The 6544-nt window shown below is 66.8% G+C and carries 7 protein-coding genes; 5 read left to right on the forward strand and 2 right to left on the reverse strand.

Features of this window, described 5'->3' with window-relative positions; genetic code table 11:
• Positions 1-484, forward strand: a 484-nt coding sequence (locus tag FKP22_RS17305; RefSeq protein WP_141288736.1) for an EamA family transporter, incomplete at its 5' end; no start/stop codon positions are given.
• On the opposite strand, the gene FKP22_RS17310 is transcribed toward FKP22_RS17305, so the two are convergent.
• A complete protein-coding gene (locus FKP22_RS17310) occupies positions 369-1019 on the reverse strand; it encodes a TetR/AcrR family transcriptional regulator (protein ID WP_141288742.1) in 651 nt (216 codons plus the stop codon). The genes FKP22_RS17305 and FKP22_RS17310 overlap by 116 nt on opposite strands.
• A 163-nt stretch (positions 1020-1182) precedes the next feature.
• Here FKP22_RS17310 and FKP22_RS17315 point away from each other — a divergent pair, with 163 nt between their 5' ends.
• From FKP22_RS17315 to FKP22_RS17330, 4 genes are all read left to right on the forward strand, one after another.
• The gene (locus FKP22_RS17315) at positions 1183-1986 is read left to right on the forward strand and encodes an SDR family NAD(P)-dependent oxidoreductase (protein WP_141288737.1); all 804 of its coding nucleotides are present in this window, start codon (positions 1183-1185) and stop codon (positions 1984-1986) included.
• A 27-nt stretch (positions 1987-2013) separates the two neighbouring features.
• Positions 2014-3147: a DUF5938 domain-containing protein gene (locus FKP22_RS17320; protein ID WP_141288738.1), complete on the forward strand. Its 1134-nt coding sequence runs from the start codon at positions 2014-2016 to the stop codon at positions 3145-3147.
• Positions 3148-3244: 97 nt separating this feature from the next.
• Entirely contained in the window at positions 3245-4792 is a 1548-nt protein-coding gene (locus FKP22_RS17325; RefSeq protein WP_141288739.1) for an AMP-binding protein, read from the forward strand.
• An 8-nt stretch (positions 4793-4800) separates the two neighbouring features.
• Positions 4801-5985, forward strand: a complete 1185-nt coding sequence (locus FKP22_RS17330) for a lipid-transfer protein (protein WP_141288740.1) — start codon at positions 4801-4803, stop codon at positions 5983-5985.
• Here the strand turns inward: FKP22_RS17330 and FKP22_RS17335 are convergent.
• On the reverse strand, positions 5963-6385 hold the full coding sequence (locus tag FKP22_RS17335) for a rhodanese-like domain-containing protein (protein WP_141288741.1): 423 nt from the start codon (positions 6383-6385) through the stop codon (positions 5963-5965). The two genes, FKP22_RS17330 and FKP22_RS17335, sit on opposite strands and share 23 nt — an antisense overlap.
• Between the last annotated feature and the right edge of the window lie 159 nt (positions 6386-6544).

Below are 6544 nucleotides of genomic sequence, written 5' to 3' on the forward strand. Positions count from 1 at the left end.
CTGCTACGCCGGTGTGACGCTGATCGCCAAGCAGGCGCGCGGCATCAGCTCGTTTGCGCTCGCGTGGTGGCAATGTGCGCTGGGCACGCTGGCGCTGCTGGCCTGGCCCGTCCTGCACGGCTGGCCGGCGTTTGGCAGCAGCTGGGCCTGGTTGGCTGGCCTGGGCGTGATCCACACCGGGCTGGCCTACGTGCTGCTCTACGCCGGCATGACGCGCCTGGCCACCAGCCGCATCGCACTGCTGCAGTTCGTGTACCCGGCTGCGGCCATCGTGATGGACTGGGCCGTGTACGGGCACGCGCTCAGCGCGGTGCAGCTGGCGGGCGTGGCGCTGATGGCGACCGCGTTGACCGCTGCGCGGCCCGGCGTCATGCGCGCCTTTTGCGCTCGACCGAAACCGGCAACCCCAGCAGTTGAGAAACAAGCAATCGCGCGTTCGACTGCATCGCGGCAATCGCCTTGCGGTCGCCAGACAGGTGCTTGATCAGGCACTGCTGGAAGATCCCGTCGAACATCGCGTAGGCCACGTTGCTGGGAGCGCGCAACGGCGCGCCGGCAAGGCTCGACATGCGCGTGAGGACGCGCCAGATCATCTTCTCCAGGCTCGCTTCAATCGCCGCCACATCGGCGCGAAAGGCCTCTTCAAACAGCGACTGCGAACGCAGGTCATACCAAAGCCGGTGCATCGGCGCTTCGTCGCGCACGGTCTGGCCGAGCGCAGCGACAAAGCCATCGAGCAACTGCTCGAAGGTGGTCGAGGTGGTGGTGACCGCGTCGTAGCGGATCACGCAACGCGCCTTGTATTGGCGCACGCTGCAAAGGATCAGGTCGACCTTGTCGGTGAAATAGTAGTGCAGCACGCCGTGCGAGAACTCGGAGTTCTGCGCAATCTCGCGCAGGCTCGTGCGCGCGTAGCCGAGTTCGGCCAACGTCTGCAGCGCCGCCTCGCCGAGCTGCGCACGGCGTTCGGTGAACTTTTCGTCGCGCGGTTTCGCGCGGGGGGCTGCGAGTTTCTCCATGCCATGAATTGTAGGAAGGAAGCGCGCCGAAAGGCCAGCACCTCTCGGTGCAAACCCGCGATCTTGACAACTGTCAAGGATAAATCTTGACACTCGTCAAGGCCACTCCTAGCATCGAATCGCGCTCTTTGACGAGCGTCCAAAAACAGTAGGAGACAAGGCAATGACGAAGTTCGACTTGACCGGCCGCAAGGCCCTGGTCACCGGAGGCGCGCGCGGCCTCGGTGAAGGCATGGCACAGGCACTGGCCGCCGCCGGTGCTTCGGTGATGATCGGTGACGTGCTCACCTCGCTCGGCCGCGATACCGCCGGCAAACTGACCGCGGACGGCGCGAAGGTCGGCTTCGTGAAGCTCGACGTGACGCAGGAGGCCGACTGGGAAGCCGCCGTGAAGACCACCATCGACACGCTTGGCGGCTTCGACATCCTGATCAACAACGCAGGCATCGAGGTCACGGCGCTGGTCTCGGAGATCGATCCGGATCAACTGCGCAAGATGCTGGACGTCAACATCGTCGGCACCGCGCTCGGCTTGAAACACGCGTTCCGCGCGATGCGGCCGAACGGCTCGGCTGGCAAGGGCGGCGCGGTCGTCAACCTCTCGTCGGTCGCCGCGACGATCGCGTTCCCGGCCATCGCCGGCTACTCGGCGACCAAGTCGGCCGTCGACCGCCTGACGCGCGTGGCCGCGATGGAGGCCGGCAAGCTGGGCTACGGCGTCCGCGTGAACTGCATCTATCCGGGGCTGGTGCCCACCGAGATGGGCATGAAGCTCGCCGCCGATGTGGTCGCGGCAGGCCTGTTCTCTTCGCCCGAGGCAGCGGTGGGCGCGATCATCGAACAGACGCCCTCGGGCCGCCTCGGTGAGGTTGCCGACATGGCCGATGCGGTCGTGTTCCTGTGCTCGGATGCGGCGCGCTTCATCACCGGCGCAGGGCTGCCGGTCGACGGCGGCATGGGCATGTAAGCCTCACAAACAAAGGACGAGAAAACCATGAGCAAGAACAAGAAACCCGTGGTCGTGTACGGCGCTTCCGGCTACACCGGCCGGCTGGTGTGCGAGTACCTTCGCGAGTACGGCGTGCCGTTCATCGCAGCGGGGCGCAGCGGCGAGAAGATCCAGGCGGCAATGAAGTCGAACGTCGCGGGCATCGAGACGGCCGACTACGAAGTCGTCGAGGTGATCCACACCGCCGAGGCGCTGACCGAGCTGTTCCGCGGCGCCTCCGTCGTGCTGAACACCGTCGGCCCGTTCTCGAAGTACGGCCACGAGGTCGTGCAGGCCTGCCTGGCCGCGAAGTGCCACTACACCGACACGACCGGCGAACAGGACTGGCTGATCACGCTGGACGACGAATACGGCGCCAGGTTCGCCGCCGCCGGCCTGCTGCTTTCGCCCGGCCTCGCCCAGATGTACACGACCGGCGAGATCGCCGCACAACTGTGCCTCGAAACGCCCGGCCTCGACACTTTGGACATTGCGGTCTTCTGGGGCGGCAGCCCGACGATCGCGTCGACGCAGACCATCCTCGTCAACGCGGCCACCTCGAAGGCCTTCTTCCTGGAGCAGAACAAGCTCGTCGAGTGGCAGCCGGATGCGGGCCTCTACAACGTCACGATCCCCGGCCAGCACGAAGCGGCGCTCGCATTGCCGTGGGGTGGCACCTCGCACCCGGTCTGGTTCCGCAAGGATCCCCGCGTCTCCAACGTCAAGGTGCTCGGCGGCGTCTTCAACAAGCCCTTGATGCTGGGGGTGCCGCAGATCGTCGCGGCGGCGTTGAAGGCGACCGAAGGCATGAACGACGAGGACCGCTACGTCGCCCTTTCGAAAACCGCCGCGAGCGTGATGAACACGATGCCGCCGCGCGAGAACCCACGCATCAACAAGTCGGTCGACTCGGTGCACGCACAGGGGCCGCTGGCACGCGCGCACTGCGTGATCTACGGCAACTGCAACTACAAGCAGACGGGGCTGCTGCAGGCCTTCGCCGCGGCCTCGCTGCTGCAGCAGGCGCCGAAGCGGGTTGGTTTTGCGTCGGGCTGCCAGGCGTTCGGGCACCGCGAGTTGCTCGGCGCGCTGCGCAGCTTCGGGCTGGTGCAGGCGCCCATACTGACCGTGCACAAGTGATGCATCAGGTCGCGGCTGGCCGAGTGCCGGGCCGCCCCAAGCCGGCCCGCATCCCCTCGGGGGATCGGCCGGTGTACTCACCGGACAAGGGGCTCCATTGAGACTGATCGACTACCTGGACAAGGGCGCATCGCTCGGCGAGGGCGCGCCGTGCCTGACGATGGGCACCACCGACCTCTCGTACGGCGACGTGCAGCGCTTCAGCCACCGCGTCGCGCGCGCGCTGCAGCGCTCGGGCATTCACGCAGGCGACAAGGTTGCCGTGCTGGCCAGCAACGACGCGACCGCGTTCGCCTGCGTGTTCGGCATCTCGCGCGCCGCTGCTGTGTGGTGCCCCGTCAACCCGCGCAACGAGGCCGCCGAGAACCGCTTCGTGCTCGACGCGTTCGACTGCGGCTGCCTCATCTTCGCAGGCGCCTACGCACCCATGGTCGAGCAGATGCGCGCGAAGCTGCCGAAGGTGAAGCTGTTCGTCTGCCTCGACCAGCCGTGGCCGTTCGCGGTCTCGCTGGCGCAGTGGCTGGAGGGCATGAGCGATGAGGCGCTCGATGTGCCGGTGGTCGACGATGTCGCGATGATCGCCGGCACCGGCGGCACGACGGGCCAGCCCAAGGGCGTGATGCTCTCAGGCCGCAACCTCGAGACCATGAGCGCGCTGACGCTGATGGGCTACCCGTTCGACGGCCGCCCGACCTACCTCGCGCTTGCGCCGCTGACGCATGCGGCCGGCGTGCTCACCTTCCCGGTGATGGCGCTGGGCGGCCGCTTGGTGATCATGCCGAAGCCCGACCTCACCGACTTCCTCGCGCTGGTGGAGAAGCACCGCGTGACGCATACCTTCCTGCCGCCAACGCTGATCTACATGCTGCTGCAGCACGAGAAGCTGGCGACAACCCAACTCGATTCGCTGCAGTGCTTTTGGTACGGCGCTGCGCCTATCTCGGCCGCGCGGCTCGAAGAAGCGCTGGCGAAGATCGGCCCGGTGATGGCACAGCTCTTCGGCCAGACCGAGGCGCCAATGATGATCTCGATGATGGCGCCGAAGGACCACTTCAACGCCGACGGCTCGGTCGCGCAGTCGCGCCTGTCGTCGGCCGGACGCCCCGGCCCGCTGGTGCAGGTTGCGACCATGAACAGCGAGGGCGAGCTACTGAAGGCGGGCGAGACCGGCGAGATCGTGATCCGCAGCTCGCTCGTGATGCTGGGCTACTACCGGGACGCGAAGGCCACCGAAGAGGTCGGCCGCTTCGGCTGGCACCACACCGGCGACATCGGCCGGCTCGACGCTGACGGCTTCTTGTACATCGTCGACCGCGCCAAGGACATGATCATCACCGGCGGCTTCAACGTCTACTCGGTCGAGGTCGAGCAGGCGCTAATGCAACACCCCGATGTGCAGGACAGCGCGGTGATCGGCCTGCCCGATGACAAATGGGGCGAGAAGGTCGTGGCGGTGCTGCAGCTGCATGCCGGCCGCAGCGTGCAGCCCGAGGAGATCGTCGCGTTCGTCAAGGCGCGCATCGGCAGCGTCAAGGCGCCCAAGCTGGTCGAGATCTGGGCCGACCTGCCGCGCTCCAAGGTCGGCAAGGTGATGAAGAAGGACATCCGCGCCGAGATGCTGCAACGCATGCCGGCGCCACATTGAAGGACGCCATGTCGAACAAGGCATTCATCGCAGGGATCGGCATGATCCCCTTCGTCAAGCCCGGCGCGAACGCGCCGTATCCCGAGATGGCCGCCCAGGCCGGCCGGCTCGCGCTGGCCGACGCCGGCATCGAGTTCGGCGCGCTGCAGCAGGCCTACGTCGGCTATGTGTATGGAGACTCCACCGCCGGCCAGAAGGCGGTCTACGGGTTGGGCATGACCGGCATTCCAATCTTCAACGTCAACAACAACTGCTCGACCGGGTCGACCGCGCTGTTCCTTGCGCGGCAGGCCATCGAGTCGGGTGCGGCCGAATGCGTGCTGGCGCTTGGCTTCGAGCAGATGAACCCCGGCGCCATCGGCACCGTGTTCAACGACCGGCCGAGCCCATTCGAGGATTTCGACCGCGAGGCCGCAGAACTCGTCGGCATGCCCGATCTGCCGCTCGCACTGCGCTACTTCGGCGGTGCCGGCCAAGCGCACATGCGCAAGCACGGCACGCCGCTCGAAGCTTTCGCGAAGGTGCGCGCGAAAGCCAGCCGCCATGCAGCGCGCAACCCGCTCGCGCTGCTGCGCAAGGAACTCTCGGTGGACGATGTGATGAACGCACCGATGCTCTGGCCCGGCGTGCTGACACGCCTGATGGCCTGCCCGCCGACCTGCGGCGCAGCGGCTGCCGTGCTGGTGTCGGAAGCCTTCGCCAAGCGCAATGGCCTACGCACCGACGTGTTCATCGCGGCGCAGGCCATGACCACCGACCGGCCCGACTCGTTCGAGAGCCACGACATGATGAAGCTGGTCGGGTACGGCATGAGCCAGGCTGCAGCGAAGCAGGTCTACGAACAGGCCGGCATCGGTGCCGAAGACCTTGACGTGGTCGAGCTGCATGACTGTTTCGCGCAGAACGAGCTGATCACCTACGAAGCGCTCGGCCTGTGCCGCGAAGGCGAGGCCGCTGCGTTCATCGACGCAGGCGACAACACCCATGGCGGCAAGGTCGTGACCAACCCGTCGGGTGGACTGCTGTCGAAGGGACATCCGCTCGGTGCGACAGGGCTGGCGCAGTGCTACGAGCTGACCCACCAACTGCGGGGCACGGCCGAGCAGCGCCAGGTACCGCTGGCACGCACCGCGCTTCAACACAATCTAGGCCTGGGCGGGGCCTGCGTCGTCACGCTCTATCAGTCGGCGTGATGCCCGCCCCCCGCGCCAGCTCGAAGCCCTCGTCCAGCCAGCCGGTGATGCCGCCGATCATCATCTTCACCGGCCGGCCCAGCTTCGCCAGCCGGGCCGCGCCGCGATGTGCGCCGTTGCAATGCGGGCCGGCGCAATAGGTGACGAACAAGGTGCCCGCCGGATAGCCCGCCAGCTTGCCTTCGGTCAGCTTGCCGTGTGGCCAATGCAGCGCGCCAGGCACATGGCCGGCGGCATACAGCTCGGCGTTGCGCACGTCCAGCAGCACGAAGCCGGGCTCGGCCTGGGACAGCGCGTCGTGCACGTCCCAGCAATCGGTCTCGAAACGGAAGGCAGATTCGAAGTGGCGCAGCGCTTCGTCTGAAGCGGCGGCGGGGATGGCGGTCACGGCGGTGGTCATCGGTGGGTCCTGGGGTGTTGAAAGATGCCTCAGTGTCGGCACCCGCCGCATTTCCGCCCAGTGGCGCACACGACAGTCTCCGGCAACAATGCGCCAATGCAGGATCACCTCGTCGCCGCCCTTGCCTACGACCAGCTGTGCACGTTCGAGTTCGGCTGC

Source organism: Ideonella azotifigens, from assembly GCF_006519715.1.
Lineage (GTDB): Bacteria > Pseudomonadota > Gammaproteobacteria > Burkholderiales > Burkholderiaceae_C > Ideonella > Ideonella azotifigens.